At 72.9% G+C, this 15,490-nt stretch carries 14 protein-coding genes; all 14 read left to right on the top strand.

The features are described 5' to 3' along the window. The first annotated feature begins 76 nt into the window (after nucleotides 1-76). The 14 genes from ACIO9J_RS13100 to ACIO9J_RS13035 all read left to right on the top strand — a co-directional run bounded on the left by ACIO9J_RS13100 (nucleotide 77) and on the right by ACIO9J_RS13035 (nucleotide 15,471). Complete coding sequence (locus ACIO9J_RS13100) at nucleotides 77-1,786, top strand: serine/threonine-protein kinase (RefSeq protein ID WP_401997059.1); 1,710 nt, start codon at nucleotides 77-79, stop codon at nucleotides 1,784-1,786. Nucleotides 1,787-1,886: 100 nt separating this feature from the next. After that, nucleotides 1,887-2,468, top strand: coding sequence for a TetR/AcrR family transcriptional regulator (locus tag ACIO9J_RS13095; protein ID WP_401997056.1), 582 nt, complete (start codon nucleotides 1,887-1,889; stop codon nucleotides 2,466-2,468). Nucleotides 2,469-2,678: 210 nt separating this feature from the next. Beyond that, on the top strand, nucleotides 2,679-3,392 hold the full coding sequence (ureA, locus tag ACIO9J_RS13090; protein WP_401997053.1) for an urease subunit gamma: 714 nt from the start codon (nucleotides 2,679-2,681) through the stop codon (nucleotides 3,390-3,392). After that, nucleotides 3,389-5,137: an urease subunit alpha gene (locus ACIO9J_RS13085; protein WP_401997051.1), complete on the top strand. Its 1,749-nt coding sequence runs from the start codon at nucleotides 3,389-3,391 to the stop codon at nucleotides 5,135-5,137. Before ureA ends, ACIO9J_RS13085 begins: the two co-directional genes overlap by 4 nt. Nucleotides 5,138-5,209: 72 nt before the next feature. After that, entirely contained in the window at nucleotides 5,210-6,223 is a 1,014-nt protein-coding gene (locus ACIO9J_RS13080) for an agmatine/peptidylarginine deiminase (RefSeq protein WP_401997049.1), read from the top strand. Between the two features lie 19 nt (nucleotides 6,224-6,242). Next, on the top strand, nucleotides 6,243-7,895 hold the full coding sequence (locus tag ACIO9J_RS13075) for an ABC transporter substrate-binding protein (RefSeq protein WP_401997046.1): 1,653 nt from the start codon (nucleotides 6,243-6,245) through the stop codon (nucleotides 7,893-7,895). Further along, nucleotides 7,892-8,851, top strand: coding sequence for an ABC transporter permease (locus tag ACIO9J_RS13070; protein WP_401997043.1), 960 nt, complete (start codon nucleotides 7,892-7,894; stop codon nucleotides 8,849-8,851). The genes ACIO9J_RS13075 and ACIO9J_RS13070 overlap by 4 nt, the downstream gene beginning before the upstream one ends. Next, the gene (locus tag ACIO9J_RS13065; protein WP_401997040.1) at nucleotides 8,848-9,702 is read left to right on the top strand and encodes an ABC transporter permease; all 855 of its coding nucleotides are present in this window, start codon (nucleotides 8,848-8,850) and stop codon (nucleotides 9,700-9,702) included. The genes ACIO9J_RS13070 and ACIO9J_RS13065 overlap by 4 nt, the downstream gene beginning before the upstream one ends. Continuing rightward, a complete protein-coding gene (locus ACIO9J_RS13060; RefSeq protein WP_401997037.1) occupies nucleotides 9,699-10,718 on the top strand; it encodes an ABC transporter ATP-binding protein in 1,020 nt (339 codons plus the stop codon). Before ACIO9J_RS13065 ends, ACIO9J_RS13060 begins: the two co-directional genes overlap by 4 nt. Next, complete coding sequence (locus tag ACIO9J_RS13055) at nucleotides 10,711-11,586, top strand: ABC transporter ATP-binding protein (protein ID WP_401997034.1); 876 nt, start codon at nucleotides 10,711-10,713, stop codon at nucleotides 11,584-11,586. The genes ACIO9J_RS13060 and ACIO9J_RS13055 overlap by 8 nt, the downstream gene beginning before the upstream one ends. After that, complete coding sequence (locus tag ACIO9J_RS13050; protein WP_401997032.1) at nucleotides 11,583-12,734, top strand: agmatine/peptidylarginine deiminase; 1,152 nt, start codon at nucleotides 11,583-11,585, stop codon at nucleotides 12,732-12,734. Before ACIO9J_RS13055 ends, ACIO9J_RS13050 begins: the two co-directional genes overlap by 4 nt. 183 nt (nucleotides 12,735-12,917) lie before the next feature. Further along, entirely contained in the window at nucleotides 12,918-13,187 is a 270-nt protein-coding gene (locus ACIO9J_RS13045) for a hypothetical protein (RefSeq protein ID WP_401997029.1), read from the top strand. Between the two features lie 99 nt (nucleotides 13,188-13,286). Further along, on the top strand, nucleotides 13,287-14,120 hold the full coding sequence (locus ACIO9J_RS13040; RefSeq protein ID WP_401997027.1) for a M55 family metallopeptidase: 834 nt from the start codon (nucleotides 13,287-13,289) through the stop codon (nucleotides 14,118-14,120). Next, nucleotides 14,113-15,471, top strand: coding sequence for a M20/M25/M40 family metallo-hydrolase (locus ACIO9J_RS13035; RefSeq protein WP_401997024.1), 1,359 nt, complete (start codon nucleotides 14,113-14,115; stop codon nucleotides 15,469-15,471). Before ACIO9J_RS13040 ends, ACIO9J_RS13035 begins: the two co-directional genes overlap by 8 nt. The last annotated feature ends 19 nt before the right edge of the window (nucleotides 15,472-15,490 follow it).

The following is a 15,490-nucleotide window of genomic DNA, read 5'->3' as shown; positions in this document are numbered from 1 at the left end:
CCGTGTCGGCCCGCGGCCATCCGCACCACGGCCCCGCCCTCTCGCCCTCTCGCCGTCTCGCCGAAAGAGCCACCGCATGTCCCCTCAGCCTCCCGGCGTGCCCGGACTCCCGTCCGCCCTCGCGGCCCTGTCGGCCGACGACCCCCGCGAGATCGGCGGCTATCGCCTGCACGCCAGGCTCGGCGCCGGCGGCATGGGGGTCGTGTACCTCGCCCACACGCCGGGCGGACGGCCCATCGCCCTCAAGGCGGTACGGGACGAGTTCGCCGCGGACCCCGAGTTCCGCAGGCGCTTCGCCCACGAGGTGGCCAGCGCCCGCAGCATCCACGGTCTGTTCACGGCGCAGGTGGTGGACTCGGGCGTGGACGCCCCCACGCCCTGGCTCGCCACCGCGTACGTCCCCGGACTCTCCCTCCAGGAGATCGTCGGGCGGCACGGTCCGCTGCCCGTCCGTACGGTGCTGCTGCTCGTGGCGGGCGTCGCGGAGGCGCTCCAGGCCATCCACCGGGCGGGCGTCGTCCACCGCGACCTCAAGCCCGCCAACGTGCTGATCGCCGGGGACGGACCCCGCGTCATCGACTTCGGCATCGCCCGCGCCGCCGACGCCACGGGCCTGACCGGCACCGGGCTGCGCATCGGCACCGCCGCGTACATGGCGCCCGAGCAGGCGCAGGGCCTGGCCGTCACCCCGGCGACCGACGTCTTCGCCCTCGGCGCGCTCGCCGCCTACGTGGCCGGGGGAGTGCTGCCCTTCGGGGACGGGCCCGAATCCGCGGCGCTCTACCGGGTGGTCCACGAGGCGCCCGACCTGTCCAGGGTCCCCCCTGACCTGCACGAACTGCTCGGCCGCTGCCTGGCCAAGCACCCCGGGGACCGGCCCGCCCCGGGCGACCTGATCTCCGCGGCGCACGTCCATCCCGCGGTGGGGGGCCGCCCGGAGTTCACCGAGGGATGGCTGCCGCACGGGGTCAGCGAGGAGGTCGCCACGCGTGATGCGCCGCGGGATCCGTATCCGTACCCGGATGTGGATGTGGATGCGGATGCGTACCCGGGCCCGGAGCGCGGCGCCGGGGCCGGGACCGGAGGCACCGAGCGGGTCCACGTCCAGCCCACGGTCGCCGCCGTCCCCGTCCCCGGCGTCCCCGCCACGCGGCGGGCGCCCGACGGCGAGGAGCGGTCCGGCCGGGCGCCGCGGCGGCGCCGACCGTGCAGGACCGCGCTCGTCCTGACGGTCGCGCTCGCGGTCCTGATCCCGCTCGGCGGCGCCGCGTACTACGTCCTGGACCGCCGCCACGACGCGTCGCGGAAGTCGTCCGACGCCCCTGCCGCTTCGGCTCGTGCCTCTTCCTCCCCCGCCTCGAAGGAGCCCTCCGCCCCGCCAGCGACCCCACCTTCGTCTTCGTCCGGGGGCGCGTACGTCCCCGACTACGCGGACGCCGAACTCACCGCCCCCGACCCCGACTACGAGTTCGACCTCGCGGCCGGGAAGGTCGTCCCCGCCGAGACCGCCGAGTGGTACCTGGAGCGGACCGGCACCGAGTTCGTCCTGTCCGACGACAGCGACGCCTTCGTGGCCGCCGGGTACGTGCTGAGTCCCGCCGACTGCGTACGGGGCATCGAGACGGAACCGGTGACCGAGCTCCCGTTCGGCGACCTCGCCGACGAGCGTCCCTTCTGCGTCCGCAGTCCGGACGGGAAGAGCGTCGTCATCGCCCGGCTCGTCGAGGCCGTGCCCGGCGAAGGGCCGGTCACGGTGGTCATGAGCCGCCACCGGAAGAGCGCGTGAGCCACCACGCTGATAGGGCGTGCGCCGCCGTCGAGGCCCCGCCTGCCCGGCGTCCGGCCGAGATCACCGGGCCCGGACCGGCCCGGTAGGGTTCGGATCCATGGCGCCTCGCACTACTCAGATCCTCGAAGCGGCCGCACGGCTGATCGCCCGTCGCGGCGTCCGCGGCCTGCGCGTCGAAGAACTCGCCGCCGAGGCGGGCGTCTCGACGGGGCTGATCTACTACCACTTCAAGGACCGCACCGGGATCCTGCGCCAGACCCTGGAGTTCATCAACGACCGCGCCGAGCGCTACACCACGGGACGCGACCCGGACGCCGAACCGCTCGCTCCCCGCGAGGAGTTGGAGGAGATCCTCCTCCTCGAACTTCAGGACACCCCCGAGGTCAGGGAGAACAGCTCCGCCTGGGGCGAGCTGCGGGCCAGCGCCGTCTTCGACGAGGTGCTGCGCGAGGACCTCGCCAGGGCGACGCTGGTGTGGGTGCAGGAGGTGGCGGCGCTGCTCGGGCAGGTGCGGCCGATGACCCCGGCGCCCGCGCTCGCGGCGGCCGGCGAGCGGCTCACGGCGCTCCTCGAAGGGCTCAGCATGCGCTGGCTCAGCGGCGGGCTCCAGCTGGACCACGCGCGTGACCTGGTGCGCGGCGCGATCGACGCGGAGCTCGCGCTGCTGCGGGAGAAGTAGCGGGGCGCCGCCTCGCGGCGGACAGGCTGACGGAGCCGCTCACCTCGGTGGGCGGTTTTTCGTTTCCAAGTCATTGACTGAAAATTCAGTCAGTGTCACAGTGATGCCGCCCGACGCGCTTTCCGGCGAGCCGTACTTCCCGGAGAGCCGCGCTTCCCGGGGCGTCGCACTTCACTGAGCGCCGCACTTCACGGATCGAGGAACGAATCCATGCCGCTGACCCCCACCGAACGTGACCGGCTCCTGCTGTTCACCGCCGCGGAGCTGGCACGGGCCCGGCACGCGCGGGGACTCCGGCTCAACGTCCCCGAGGCCACCGCGCTGATCGCCGACACGGTGTGCGAGGCGGCCCGTGACGGTCTGCGCCTGGCCGGGGCCCTGGAGCGGGCCCGTGCCGTGCTCGGTCCTGACGACGTCCTGCCGGGCGTCGCCGACGTGGTCACCGAGATCCACGTGGAGGCGGTCTTCGACGACGGCACGCGCCTGGCGGTCGTGAGCGATCCGTTCGGCGCGTGGCCCCGGCGCGAGGACGCCCCCGGCGCCGTCCTGCCTGCGTCGGACACCGTGCCCGCCCCGGCCCCCGCGGTGACGCTGACCGTACGCAACACCGCCACCGTGCCCGTCTCGGTGACCTCCCACTTCCACTTCTTCGAGGCCAATCCGCGGCTCGACTTCGACCGCGCGGCCGCGTACGGCATGCGGCTCGCGGCCCCGGCCGGTGCCTCGACCCGTTTCGACGCGGGGGGATCCGCCGAGGTCGGGCTCGTGCCGATCGGCGGTGCGCGGGTCGCGATCGGCTTCGCGGGCCTGGTGGACGGTCCCCTCGACGCGCCGGGGGCGAAGGAAGAGGCCCTGCGCAAGGCGGCGGCCTGCGGCTACCTGGGCGCGAGCGCCACCGACGACATCGCAGGAGTACGCGCATGAGCAGGCCCACCAGACACAGCGAGCACTGCGCGCCGGGCAGCCGGCACATCGACGCCCAGGAGTACGCGACCGTGCACGGCCCGCGCGCCGGTGACCGCGTGCGGCTGGGTGACTCCGGTCTGACGATCCGGGTCGAGTCCGATTCGCAGAAGCACGGCGACGAATTCCTCGCCGGTTTCGGCAAGACGGCCCGCGACGGGCTGCACCTGAAGGCCGCGGCGGTCCGCGAGATGTGCGACGTGGTGATCAGCAACGTCGTGGTCATCGACGCCGTGCAGGGCATCCGGAAGGTGTCCATCGGCATCCGGGAAGGCCGTATCCATGCCATCGGGCGGGCCGGGAATCCCGACACTCTCGAAGGCGTCGACGTCGTCGTCGGCACGGGGGCCACGATCATCTCCGGTGAAGGGCTGATCGCGACCGCGGGAGCCATCGACACCCACGTGCATCTGCTGTCTCCGCGGATCATGGAGGCGTCGCTCGCCTCCGGCGTGACGACGATCATCGGCCAGGAGTTCGGGCCGATGTGGGGCGTGGGGGTCAACTCGCCGTGGGCGCTGCGGCACGCGTTCAACGCCTTCGACGCCTGGCCCGTCAACATCGGCTTCCTGGCGCGGGGTTCCTCGTCGGACGCCGCGCCCCTCGTCGAGGCATTGGCCGAGGGTGGCGCGTGCGGTTTCAAGGTGCACGAGGACCTCGGGGCCCATGCGCGTGCGCTGGACACGGCGTTGCGGGTGGCAGAGGAGCATGACGTACAAGTCGCGCTGCACAGCGATGGGTTGAACGAGTGTCTGTCGGTCGAGGACACGCTGAAGGTCCTGGACGGGCGGACGATCCATGCCTTCCATATCGAGGGCTGTGGCGGCGGTCATGTGCCCAACGTGCTGAAGATGGCGGGCGTGCCGAACGTGATCGGCTCCTCCACCAATCCCACGCTGCCGTTCGGCCGTGACGCGGTCGCCGAGCACTACGGGATGATCGTCTCCGTCCACGATCTGAAGACGGATCTGCCGGGGGACGCGGCGATGGCCCGTGACCGGATCCGGGCCGGGACGATGGGCGCGGAGGACGTGCTGCACGATCTGGGCGCGATCGGGATCACGTCATCGGACGCGCAGGGCATGGGCCGGGCGGGCGAGACGGTGCGCCGCACGTTCGCGATGGCCGGGAAGATGAAGGCCGAGCTGGGCCCGATGGAGGGCGACGGCGAGCGCGACGACAACGCGCGTGTGCTGCGCTACATCGCCAAGCTGACGATCAACCCGGCGCTGGCGCACGGTCTGGCGCATGAGGTGGGGTCGATCGAGGTCGGCAAGATGGCCGACGTCGTGCTCTGGCGTCCGCAGTTCTTCGGTGCGAAGCCGCAGATGGTCCTGAAGTCCGGGTTTCCGGCCTACGGGGTGACAGGGGATCCCAACGCGGCCACCGACACCTGTGAACCCCTCGTGCTCGGGCCGCTGTTCGGCGGGCACGGCGCCGTCCCCGCCGACATCTCCGTCGCCTTCGTCAGCAGGGCCGCGGCCGAGTCGGGCTCGTTCGGCAGGCCGTACGACGCGATGGCCACCCGGCGCCGCCGCGTCGCCGTGCGCGGCACCCGTGGCATCGGCCCGGCGGACATGGTCGGCAACGACCGCATCGGCGAGGTCCAGGTCGACGCGCGCACCGGCCTCGTCACGCTCGACGGCGCGCCCCTGCGGTCCGGCCCCGCGCAGGAAGTCTCCCTCAACCGCCTCTACTTCCTCTGACCCCGCCCGCCCCTCCCGAATCACCCCACCCCAACTCCTCCCACCCCTCCCTCCCAAGAAAAGAGACACCCGATGACCGCGTACCGCATGCCCGCCGAATGGTCCGAGCACGAGGGCTGTCTGATGGCCTGGCCCACCCGCGTCGACCTGTGGGACGGCGTCCTCGACCAGGTGAAGGGCGAGTACGCCCAAGTCACCCGCGCCATAGCGGAGTTCGAGCCGGTCACCATGGTCGCGCCGCCCGGCCACGGGGGCGAGGCCCGCGCGCGGTGCGGCGACGGCGTCGAGGTGATCGAACTGCCCCTGGACGACTCGTGGTTCCGGGACTCGGCCCCGCTGTTCGTCCTCGACGGGGACGGCCACCGCGCCGGGGTCGACTTCCGCTTCAACGCGTGGGGCCGCAAGCACCACCCGTACGACTCCGACGACCGCGTCAGCGGCCTCCTGCTCGATCGCCTCGGCATCGACCGCATCGCCTCGGACATGATCCTGGAGGGCGGCTCGATCACCGTCGACGGCGAGGGCACGCTGATCACCACCGAGCAGTGTCTGCTCCACCCCAACCGCAACCCCGGCATGAGCCGCGCGGAGATCGAGGCCGAGCTCGTCGCCCGGCTCGGCGTCGAGAAGGTCATCTGGCTCCCGTACGGCGGTCTGCTGGACACCGAGACGGACGGACACGTCGACGGGGTCTGCGCGTTCGCCGCCCCCGGCAAGGTCGTGGTCTCCCTGCCCGAGGACCCCGAGCACCCCGACCACGCCCGGATGCGCGCCAACCGGGCCGTCCTGGCGGCGAGTACCGACGCGCGGGGCCGCTCCCTGGAGATCGTCGACGTCCCGCAGACCGGGTACGCCGAGGTGGCCGGTGCCGACGTCGAGGTGTCGTACCTCAACTTCTACGTCGCCAACGGCGGTGTCGTCGTGCCGGTCGCCGGGCTGCCCGCCGACGAGGACGCGCTCGCGGTGATCGCGTCGGCGTACCCCGGGCGCAAGGTCGTCGGGGTGCGGGCCGCGGCCGTCGCGTACGGCGGCGGGGGAGTGCACTGCATCACCCAGCAGGTCCCCGTCGCGTCCCCCAGCGCGTGACGTCCGGGTGAGCGCCCCCATGACCATGCCATCCCGGCCCCGCGCCGCGAGACGCGGCAGGCTCCGGCGGCTGACCGCCGCGGCCGCCGCCCTGGCCTCGCTGGCCGCGCTCGCGGCGTGCGCGGGCCCGCCGAGGAACGCCTCCGGCATCGACTACGCCCTGTCGGCCGCGACCCCGCGCGCCAAGGGCGACATCGACTCCTTCACCTGGGCCCTCTACGCCGAACCGCCCACGCTCGACTACACGGTGGCGTTCGACTACCCGCAGAACATGGTCCTCTCCAACGTGTGCGAGAGCCTCATGCGCTGGACGCCCGGACTCACCACCGAACCGGGCCTCGCCCGCGAGGCGTCCCACCCGGACCCCACGACCTGGGTCTACGACCTGCGCGCGGGCGTGCGGTTCCACGACGGCGGGACGATGACCGCCGACGACGTGGTGTTCAGCCTGGACCGGCAGCGCGACCCTGACAACGCCGCCGCCTGGGCGCAGATCTTCCAGAACGTCACCTCGATCCGGAAGACCGGGCCCCTCCAGGTCACCGTCAGGCTCAAGAAGCCCGACTCGCAGTTCCCCCAGTACATGGCGACCGCCGCCGGAGTGGTGGCCTCCGAGGCGGGGGTCCGGGCGGCGGGCAAGGACTACGGCACGTCGGGCGGTCTCGCCTGCACGGGCCCCTTCTCACTCGGCGCCTGGCACAAGGGCCAGTCCATCGAGCTCGACCGCTTCGACGGCTACTGGGGCAGGCGCGCCAAGTCCGGCAAGGTGATCTTCCGTTTCCTGCCCGACGCGTCGGCGCGGACCAACGCCCTGCTGAGCGGCGAGGCCGACGGCAGCTATCTCATCCCGACCGAGAGCTACGCCAGGCTGCGCGGCAGCGGCGTCGGCGAGCTGTACTTCGGCGAGGGGCTCAGCACGGTCAACGTGGCCGTCACCAGCACCCGGGGCGCCCTCGGCGACCCGCGCGTACGCCGGGCCCTCTCGCTCGCCCTCGACCGCACCGGCTTCGTCCAGGTCGGCCTGGGCGGCGCGGGCACCCCCACCGGCGCGCTCACCACCGCGGCCGCCTGGGCCGGCGCGCCCGAACGCACCAGGAAGCGGGCCTTCGCGGGCCTGCGGCCGGGCGCCCCGGACATCAAGCGGGCCAGGAAGCTCGTCGAGGAGGCGGGCGCCACCGGCAAGCCCCTGACGATCGCGACGAGTTCCGTCGGCCAGGACGTCTCGCTCCTCGCCACCGCCGTGCAGGCCGCGGGGACCCGGATCGGCCTGGACATCCGGCTCAAGTCCATCGCGCCGAACGCGTTCACCGCCCTGTTCACCGACCCGGGGGCGCGCAAGGGCATCGACATGTTCCCGCTCACGTACTACGGCTCGATCACCGATCCGCTCGACCTCCTGGTGAACTTCAAGACCGGCGCGTACCTGAACTTCGCCGGGCACAGCGACAAGACGTACGACCGGCTCGTCGACCGGGCGGGCGCCGTCGACGACCCGCGGCGGCGCCTCGCGCTCGAAGCGACGATCCACCGGCGTGCCGCGCGGGACCTGCTGTGGATCCCCGTCGCCGAGTGGCCCACCGCCGTCTTCCTCAACAAGAGGATCACCGGGGCGCCCACCACCATCTCGTACATGTACCAGCCGTGGGCCGCCGGAGTGGGGGCCGCGCGATGACCTTCGTCAGATTCGCGGTGCGGCGCGTCGCCGAGATGGCCGCCACCCTGCTCGCCGCGTCGTTCGTCGTCTTCGGCGCGATGTACCTGGCGCCGGGCAGCCCGGCGAGCTTCCTGCTCTCCGGCCGCTCGGCCTCACCGGAGGCCGTGCGGGCCATCAACTCCCAGTACCACCTGGACGATCCGTTCGCCGTCCGGTACTCCTCCTGGCTCGGCGGCGTCCTGCGGGGCGACTTCGGACGGTCCATCACCTACCGCACCGATGTCTCCCGGCTGCTCGCCGACCGGCTCCCCACCACCCTGCTGCTCATCGCGATGGCGCTGACCGTGGTCGTGGTCGTCGGTCTCTTCCTGGGCAGGCTGGCGGCCGTCCGCGGCGGGCTCACCGACTCCGCGGTCCTGGTCGCCACCACGTTCGCCGTGGGCACCCCCTCCTTCGTCGCGGCGGTCCTGCTCCAGGGTCTTTTCGCCGTGCGCCTCGGCTGGTTCCCCAGCGGCGGCACGGGCGAGGGAGCGGCCGACACGGTCCTGCACCTGACCCTGCCCGCCGTCGCGCTCGCCCTCTATCTGATCGGCATGCTCGCCCGGGTCACCCGCTCGGCCATGCTCGAAGAACTCGGCAGCGAGCACGTCACCGTGGCCCGCAGCAGAGGCGTCCCCGAACGCCGGGTGATCCGCCACCACGTCTTCCGCAACTCGCTCGGCACCGTCCTGACCACCGGCGGACTCGTCGTCTCCACGCTCCTGGTCTGCACGGTCCTCGTCGAGACCGCCTTCAGCGTCGGCGGCATCGGCCAGCTGCTCGAACTCTCCACCACCACCAAGGACTTCCCGACCGTCCAGGCCATCGCGCTGATCATCGTGGCCCTCTTCATGGCCGTGAACCTCGTCGTCGACCTGCTCCTGCCGCTGGTCGACCCGCGGCTCACGCTCGGCACCAGGGGGCACGCCGCATGACCGCCGTCCTCACCCGCCGCCCCGGCCTGCGCGGGATCCGCGCCGCCGGTTCGCCGCTCCACCTGATCTGCCTGGCCTTCGTCGTGCTCGTCACCACCGCCGCGCTGCTCGCCCCCTGGCTGGTGCCGTACGACCCCAACGTCGTCGACCTCGGCAGCGCGCTCGCCGGCACCTCGGCCGACCATCCGCTCGGCGTGGACGCCGCGGGCCGCGACACCCTCTCCCGGCTGCTGCTCGGCGCACGGACCTCGCTGCTCGGCCCGCTCGGCGTGGTCGTCTTCGCCACCCTGGCCGGGGTCGCCGTCGGCACCGTCGCCGCCTGGCGGGGCGGCTGGCTCGACTCGCTGCTCTCCCGCGGCACCGAACTGGTCTTCGCCTTCCCGGGGATGCTGCTGGCGATCCTCATCATCGCGGTCTACGGGGAGGGCCTGCTCGCCCCGGTGATCGCCCTCGCCATCGCCTACCTGCCCTACGTCAGCCGCCTCACCCGCTCCCTGGTCCTCGCCGAACGGGCCAGGCCCTACGTCAGCGCCCACCTCGTCCAGGGCCACTCGGCCGTCCAGATCTGCCTGCGCCACGTCCTGCCCAACATCGCCCCCGTCGTCCTCGCCCAGGCCACCATCAACTTCGGCTACGCGCTGATGGACCTCGCGGGACTCTCCTTCCTCGGCCTCGGCGTGCCCCCGCTCACCCCCGACTGGGGCCGCATGGTCTTCGACGGCCAGACCGCCGTCCAGCACGGCTATCCGCTCTCCGCGGTGCTCCCCTGCGTCCTCATCGTCCTGACGGTGGTCGCGTTCAACGTCGTCGGCGAACGCTGGGCCGACCGCGTGGCCAGGAGGGACCGATGACCACACCCGCCACCCCGCCGCCCCCGCGCGCGCTCGACATCCAGGGGCTCCGCATCACCCTGCCCGGCACGGCACGCCCCGTGCTCGACGGCGTCGACCTCACCGTCGCCGCGGGCGAGACCGTCGCCCTCGTCGGCGAGTCGGGCTCGGGCAAGACCCTCACCTCGCGCAGCGCCCTGCGGCTGCTGCCGCCCGGCGCCGTCACGGAGGGCACCGTCCGCGTCAACGGCGAGGACGTGCTCGGCGCGAGCGCGGAGCGGCTGCGCGCCCTGCGCACCGGCACGGCCGCCATGGTCTTCCAGGACCCGCGCGCCGCCCTCAACCCCCTGCACCGCATCGGTGACTTCCTCACCGAGAGCGTCCGCACCCGGCACGGCACGAAGCAGGGCAGGAAGCACCGCGCGGAAGCGACCGCGCGGGCCGCCGAACTCCTCGGCGCGGTCGGGCTCGACGCGGACGTCCTGCGCGCCTACCCCGGCCAGGTCTCCGGCGGCATGCTGCAACGCGTCATGATCGCCGCGGCCCTCATGGGCGACCCGGCCCTGCTGCTCGCCGACGAACCCACCACCGCCCTCGACGTCACCACCCAGGCCGAGGTCGTCGCCCTCCTCGGCCGGCTGCGCGAACGCTTCGGCACCGCGCTGCTCTTCGTCACCCACGACCTCGACCTCGCGGCGGCCATCAGCGACCGCGTCTACGTCATGTACGCGGGCCGGATCGCCGAACACGGGCCCGCCACCGCGCTCTTCGGGCAGCCGCGCCACCCCTACACCGCGGCCCTGCTCGCCTCCACGCCCCGCCTGGAGACGGCCGGGGACAGGCTCACGGCCATCGAGGGGCAGCCGCCCGACCTGCGTACGGCCCTGACGGGCTGCGCCTTCGCGGCCCGCTGCCCGCTCGCCACCGAGGTGTGCGACACGCGGGCGCCACGGCAACGGCCCGCCCCCGACAGGCCCGAGCACCGGGCCGCCTGCCACCACAGCGACCGGCTCGAAGGGAGCACCGCCGATGCCTGATCCCACGAGCCGTACGAGTCCTGCGAGACCCACGGGCCCCACGGGTGCGAAGGTGCTCGAAGTCAACGGCCTGCGGCGCAGCTTCGGCACGGTCAGGGCCGTGGACGACGTGAGCTTCGCGGTGCCCGAGGGCGGCTCCCTCGGCGTCGTCGGCGAGTCCGGCTCCGGCAAGAGCACCACGGCCCGGATCATCGTCGGCCTGGAACGGGCCGACACGGGCGACATCCGCGTCCGCGGCGTCACCCGCCCCGCCGGCGTACGGGGCCGGACCCGGCGGCTCGCCAGGGCCCGCGAGGTCCAGATGGTCTTCCAGGACCCCTATCTCTCCCTCGACCCGCGCACCAGCGTCGACGCGGTGCTCCGCGAGACGCTGCGCCTGCACTTCCCCCGCATCGACCACGGCAGGCGGGTGCGGGAACTCCTCGACCAGGTCGGCCTCGGCACCCGCGCGGCCGACGCGCTGCCCCGGCAGCTCTCCGGCGGACAGCGCCAGCGCGTCGCCATCGCGCGGGCGCTCGCCGTGGAGCCCGCGGTGCTCGTCCTGGACGAGGCCGTCGCCGCGCTCGACGTGTCGGTCCAGGCCCAGATCCTCAACCTGCTCGCCGACATCCGGGAACGCACCCCGGTCGGCTACCTCTTCATCACCCACGACCTGGGAGTCGTCCGGCACGTCACGGACGACGTGATCGTGATGCGGCACGGCGCCGTCGTCGAGGCGGGCCGCACCGCGGACGTCCTCGCCGAGCCCCGGCACCCGTACACCCGGCTGCTCCTCGACTCGGTGCCCCGGCCGGGCTGGGACCCGGAGCGCATCGCGGCGGCCCGCCGCTCCCTGACCGACAACAGCCCCAACAGGAGGTCCAAGTGAACGACCACACCTCGCGCGGCCACCGGAGGCCGTCCCCGAGCAGGCGCACGTTCCTGACGGCGGCCGCGGTCGCCGCCGCGGGCGCGGCCCTGGGCGCCGCCGACGGACGGGCCGGCGCGGCCCCGCACGGATCCGCCGCCGGCCCCTTCGCCGTACCGGCCGAGGACGCCCGCCACACCAGGACCTGGATGGCCTGGCCGGACAGCTCCGGCATCTGGGGCCGCCAACTGGGCGGAGTCCAGGCGGACATCGCCCTCATCGCGCGCACCGTCGCCAGGTACGAGCCCGTCACCCTCTGCGCCAATCCCGCGAGCGCCGCCAAGGCCCGTTCGCTGTGCGGGAGTTCGGTCGAGGTCGTCACGGACGTCCCGGTGGACGACTGCTGGGCGCGCGACACGGGCCCGGTGTTCCGCACCGACGGCGCGGGCGGACTCGACGCGGTCGGCCTGCACTTCAACGGCTGGGGCGGCAAGCAGACCCATGCCAGGGACGCGCGGGTGGCCGAGCGCATCGCCGCCCGCGTCGGCGTGCCGTTCACCGGCGCGGGCCTGGTGGGCGAGGGCGGCGCGGTCGAACAGGACGGCGCGGGCACCCTGATGGCCACGCGGAGCAGTCTGCTCAACAAGAACCGCAACCCCGGCAGGACCGAGGCGCAGCTGACGGCCGCGCTGTGCGGGGCGTACGGCGCCGAGCGGGTCATCTGGTTCGACGGGGTGTACGGCCAGGACATCACCGACGACCACGTCGACGCCACCTCGCGCTTCCTCGCTCCCGGCCGGGGGCTCGTGCAGTGGCCCCTGGACAGCGACGACGACGCGTACGCCAAGGACGCCCGCCGCCAGTACCGGGTCCTCGCCGCCGCCACGACGCCCGACGGCGACCCGATGGCGGTGACCAGGCTCCAGGGTCCCGACTACGGGAAGATCCGCTCCCGCGACCCGGAGTTCCTCGCCTCCTACGCCAACTACTACCTGTGCAACGGCGCCGTGATCTGCGCGCACTTCGGCGACGGCGGGGCGGACGCGGCGGCGAAGGCGGCCCTCGCCCGGCTGTACCCGGGGCGAGCCGTCGTACAGCTCGACATCGACCGGCTCGGCGCGGGCGGCGGTGGAATCCACTGCGTCACCCAGCAGCAGCCCGCCCCGTGACGCGGCGCGCCGAGCCCCTCGCCGGGCGTACGCCAGGACAGTCCTTTTGTGTCCGTTCGTTCCGCCCGGGATGCCCCTGAGTCCCTGGAGAAGGGCGAGCCGGATGCGACACGATGGAACGGTCGGTTCGCCCCATTTCCGAGTGTGACCAGCCCGGAACGAGCCGATGAGCAAGGAGCAACCATGAAGTCTTGGCGTACTCGTATCGGTGTCGGTCTCGCTGTCGGTGCGGCGGCGGTCGCCATCCCGCTGACCAGCGGCACCGCGTTCGCGGCCGGCCCCCCGCCCGGCGACGGCTGGCAGCCCGTCGGCGGTGAGTCGTACGACTCCTGGCAGGCCTGCTACGACCAGATGCAGAGCGACCTGCCGCTCAACCCCCAGTACCACGAGGCCACCTGCGTCGCCGACCCCCAGCCCGGCCTGCCCAACTTCTACACGGAGTGGATGCGCTGAGCCGGTCCGCCCCGGACCTCCGACGGTCCGGGGCGGTGGACCGATGCCGGGCACGTCGCCCATGGTCCGGGCATCCGGCGACGAGTACGGTGGGGCGCCATGAAGATCCTCATCAGCGCCGACATGGAGGGCGCCACGGGAGTGACCTGGCCGGCCGACGTGCTGCCGGGCACCGCGCAGTGGGAGCGATGCCGGTCGATGTTCACCTCCGACGTCAACGCCGCCGTGCTCGGTTTCCTCGACGGCGGCGCCGACGAGGTGCTCATCAATGAGGCGCACTGGACCATGCGCAATCTGCTGCTCGAAGAACTGGACGAGCGGGCCGAGATGCTCACCGGGCGGCACAAGTCGCTGTCCATGGTGGAGGGCGTGCAGCACGGCGACGTGGACGGCATCGCGTTCATCGGCTACCACGCGGGCGCCGGCATGGAGGGCGTCCTCGCCCACACCTATCTCGCCAACCAGATCACCGGCGTGTGGCTCAACGGCGTGCGCGCCAGCGAGGGCCTCCTGAACGCGCACGTCGTCGCCGAGTACGGCGTCCCCGTCGTGCTCGTCACCGGCGACGACCTGGCCTGCGAGGACGCGCTCGGCTACGCGCCCGGCGCGCTGAAGGTCGCGGTCAAGGACCACGTCTCGCGGTACGCGGCGGTCTGCCGCACCCCGGCCCGCACCGCCTCAGACATCAGAGCCGCCGCGAAAGAGGCCGCCGCGCTCGCCGGACGCACGGAACCGACGGCCGACGGCCCCTTCACCGTGGAAGTCGAGTTCGACGCGGAACACCTGTCGATGGCGGCGACCGTGGTACCCGGTGTGCGCCGTACGGGGGAGCGCAAGGTCGCCTACGACAGCGGGACGATGTACGAGGGGATCCGTACCTTCAAGGCGGTTACGACGATCGCCTCCGCCGCCGTGGAGGAGCAGTATGGCTGACCAGCAGCAGGCTCAGGAGCAGGACGACGACCACGCGGTGGACGCCCGCGCCCTCGACGAGGTCGTGACGTTCACCTCGGAGCTCATCCGCATCGACACCACCAACCGGGGCGGCGGCGACTGCCGCGAGCGGCCCGCCGCCGAGTACGCCGCCGAGCGCCTCGCCGACGCGGGCCTCACCCCCGCGCTCCTTGAACGCACCCCCGGGCGCACCAACGTGGTCGCCCGCATCGAGGGCACCGACCCGTCCGCCGACGCGCTGCTCGTGCACGGCCACCTGGACGTGGTGCCCGCCGAGGCCGCCGACTGGTGCGTGCACCCCTTCTCCGGGGAGCTCAGGGACGGCGCGGTCTGGGGCCGCGGCGCGATCGACATGAAGAACATGGACGCGATGATCCTCTCCGTCGTACGGGGCTGGGCGCGTGCGGGGGTGCGGCCCCGGCGGGACATCGTGATCGCCTTCACCGCGGACGAGGAGGCGAGCGCCGTCGACGGCGCCGGGTTCCTCGCCGACCGGCACGCCGGGCTCTTCGAGGGCTGCACCGAAGGCATCAGCGAGTCCGGTGCCTTCACCTTCCACGACGGAAGGGGCAACCAGATCTACCCGATCGCGGCGGGCGAGCGCGGCACGGGCTGGCTCAAGCTCACCGCGCGCGGCACCGCGGGCCACGGCTCCAAGGTCAACCGCGCCAACGCCGTGAGCAGGCTCGCCGCCGCCGTCACCCGCATCGGGGAGTACCGGTGGCCGGTCCGGCTCACCCCGACCGTGCGCGCCTCGCTGGTCGAACTCGCCACGCTGTACGGCCTGGAGACCGACCCGGAGGCCCCCGGATTCGATGTGGACGCGCTGCTCGAGAAGCTCGGACCGACCGCCGCGCTCGTCGAGCCCACTGTCCGCAACAGCGCCAATCCGACGATGCTCCAGTCGGGTTACAAGGTGAATGTGGTTCCCGGGGAAGCCGTGGCCTATGTCGACGGCCGCTTTCTGCCCGGCGGCGAGGAAGAGTTCCGCCGCACGCTTGACCGGCTCACGGGCCCTGACGTCGACTGGGAGTTCCACCACCGCGAGGTGGCGCTCCAGGCGCCGGTCGACTCACCGACGTACGCGAAACTGCGCGCGGCCGTCGAGGAGTTCGCGCCCGAGGGGCACGTCTTGCCGTACTGCATGTCGGGCGGCACGGACGCCAAGCAGTTCTCGCGGCTGGGCATCACCGGCTACGGCTTCTCGCCGCTGAGGACACCGGAGGGTTTCGACTACCAGGCGCTCTTCCACGGAGTGGACGAACGTGTTCCCGTCGACGCACTGCACTTCGGCGTCCGCGTCCTCGACCGCTATCTGCGCACGGCCTAGGAAAAATGGGGGAAGTAGA

Source organism: Streptomyces sp. NPDC087300 (assembly GCF_044744425.1).
Lineage (GTDB): Bacteria > Actinomycetota > Actinomycetes > Streptomycetales > Streptomycetaceae > Streptomyces.
The sequence above is the reverse complement of the archived record's forward strand: the minus strand, read 5'-3'. Positions and strand labels throughout refer to the sequence as shown.

What these genes read in the sequence shown, in the direction of transcription:
- ACIO9J_RS13085 (WP_401997051.1), top strand. Translation starts at nt 3,389, where the DNA reads ATGAGCAGGCCCACCAGACACAGCGAGCACTGCGCGCCGGGCAGCCGG.
- ACIO9J_RS13095 (WP_401997056.1), top strand. Translation starts at nt 1,887, where the DNA reads ATGGCGCCTCGCACTACTCAGATCCTCGAAGCGGCCGCACGGCTGATC.
- ACIO9J_RS13080 (WP_401997049.1), top strand. Translation starts at nt 5,210, where the DNA reads ATGACCGCGTACCGCATGCCCGCCGAATGGTCCGAGCACGAGGGCTGT.
- ACIO9J_RS13045 (WP_401997029.1), top strand. Translation starts at nt 12,918, where the DNA reads ATGAAGTCTTGGCGTACTCGTATCGGTGTCGGTCTCGCTGTCGGTGCG.
- ureA (WP_401997053.1), top strand. Translation starts at nt 2,679, where the DNA reads ATGCCGCTGACCCCCACCGAACGTGACCGGCTCCTGCTGTTCACCGCC.
- ACIO9J_RS13065 (WP_401997040.1), top strand. Translation starts at nt 8,848, where the DNA reads ATGACCGCCGTCCTCACCCGCCGCCCCGGCCTGCGCGGGATCCGCGCC.
- ACIO9J_RS13100 (WP_401997059.1), top strand. Translation starts at nt 77, where the DNA reads ATGTCCCCTCAGCCTCCCGGCGTGCCCGGACTCCCGTCCGCCCTCGCG.
- ACIO9J_RS13040 (WP_401997027.1), top strand. Translation starts at nt 13,287, where the DNA reads ATGAAGATCCTCATCAGCGCCGACATGGAGGGCGCCACGGGAGTGACC.
- ACIO9J_RS13035 (WP_401997024.1), top strand. Translation starts at nt 14,113, where the DNA reads ATGGCTGACCAGCAGCAGGCTCAGGAGCAGGACGACGACCACGCGGTG.
- ACIO9J_RS13070 (WP_401997043.1), top strand. Translation starts at nt 7,892, where the DNA reads ATGACCTTCGTCAGATTCGCGGTGCGGCGCGTCGCCGAGATGGCCGCC.
- ACIO9J_RS13075 (WP_401997046.1), top strand. Translation starts at nt 6,243, where the DNA reads ATGACCATGCCATCCCGGCCCCGCGCCGCGAGACGCGGCAGGCTCCGG.
- ACIO9J_RS13055 (WP_401997034.1), top strand. Translation starts at nt 10,711, where the DNA reads ATGCCTGATCCCACGAGCCGTACGAGTCCTGCGAGACCCACGGGCCCC.
- ACIO9J_RS13060 (WP_401997037.1), top strand. Translation starts at nt 9,699, where the DNA reads ATGACCACACCCGCCACCCCGCCGCCCCCGCGCGCGCTCGACATCCAG.